2 protein-coding genes are annotated in these 1,374 nt (G+C 75.5%); both read left to right on the plus strand.

What is annotated here, in order from left to right:
* On the plus strand, positions 1 to 793 hold a 793-nt coding region (gene hypB / locus C667_RS22965), incomplete at its 5' end, for a hydrogenase nickel incorporation protein HypB (RefSeq protein WP_004388786.1).
* The coding region (locus tag C667_RS22970) for a Kae1-like domain-containing protein (RefSeq protein ID WP_004388788.1) at positions 790 to 1,374 on the plus strand (585 nt) is incomplete at its 3' end. The genes hypB and C667_RS22970, both read left to right, overlap by 4 nt.

A 1,374-nucleotide genomic window follows, 5' to 3' on the forward strand; every position in this document is an offset into this window, starting at 1 on the left:
GCCCGCGACGCCGCCCCCGGCCCCGCCACCCGCGCCCGACGCCACGCCCGGCCACCACCTCGACTTCGGCAGCGGCCCGGCGCACGCCCACGCGCCCGGGCTCAGCCAGGCGCAGATGCTCAGGATCGAGCGCGACATCCTCGGCAAGAACGACGCACGCGCCGCGGAGAACCGCGCCTGGCTGGCCGCGCGCGGCATCTTCGCGCTCAACCTGGTGTCCAGCCCGGGCTCGGGCAAGACCTCGCTGCTCGTGCGCACCCTGCAGCTGCTCGGCGGGCGCGTGCCCGCGGCGGTGATCGAGGGCGACCAGCAGACCGAGTTCGACGCCGAGCGCATCCGCGCCACCGGCGTGCCGGCGCTGCAGATCAACACCGGCAAGGGCTGCCATCTCGACGCCGACATGGTCGCGCGCGCGCTGCCGCGCATGGCGCTCGCCGAGGACAGCCTGCTGCTGATCGAGAACGTCGGCAACCTCGTCTGCCCGGCCGCCTTCGACCTCGGCGAGGCGCACAAGGTGGCGATCCTCTCGGTCACCGAGGGCGAGGATAAGCCGCTCAAGTACCCGGACATGTTCGCCGCCGCCGACCTGATGCTGCTCAACAAGGTCGACCTGCTGCCCTACCTCGCCTTCGACGCCGGGCGCGCGATCGACTTCGCGCTGCGGGTGAATCCGCGCCTGCGCGTGCTGCGGACCTCGGCCACCACGGGCGAAGGCCTGGACGAATGGATCGCCTGGATCGAGGCCGGGCTCGCCGCCGCGCGCGCGCGGCATGCCGCGGGCGCGCACGCATGAGCCTCTCCACTCTGGTCGCCGGCGTGGAGGCGAGGGCGAGCTCCGTGTCCGCCGACGCCGTGTCCACCCCGACCGGCCTCGCGCTCTCGCTGCCCTCCATCGGCACCAGCGGCCTCGCCGACGTGCTGCCCGTCCTCGCCCTCGGCGCCTGGTTCAAGCACGCCGCCTGCCTGCTCGCGGACGGCCGCGCACAATTCGGCCCCAACCTCGGCGACCTCGACAACGCCGACGCCTGCCGCGCGGTGGAGCCGGCCGCGCTGGCCCTGCTCGCGCAGGCGGCCGCCCCCGTGCGCGCGATCGCCCACGACCTCCACCCCGACTTCCACTCCACCCGCGTCGCCTGCGCGCTCGCCGCGCGCCTGGGCGTGCCGGCGATCGGCGTGCAGCACCACCACGCCCACGTCGGCGCGGTACTCGCCGAGCATGGCCGCTTCGACGCGCGTCCGGTGCTCGGCCTGGCGCTCGACGGCGTCGGCCTCGGCACCGACGGCCAGGCCTGGGGCGGCGAGCTGCTGTGGGTGGCGGGCGGCGAGTTCGTGCGCCTCGGCCACCTGCGCCCGCTACGCCTGCCCGGCGGCGAC

It is taken from the genome of Thauera phenylacetica B4P, from assembly GCF_000310225.1.
GTDB classification, from domain to species: domain Bacteria; phylum Pseudomonadota; class Gammaproteobacteria; order Burkholderiales; family Rhodocyclaceae; genus Thauera; species Thauera phenylacetica.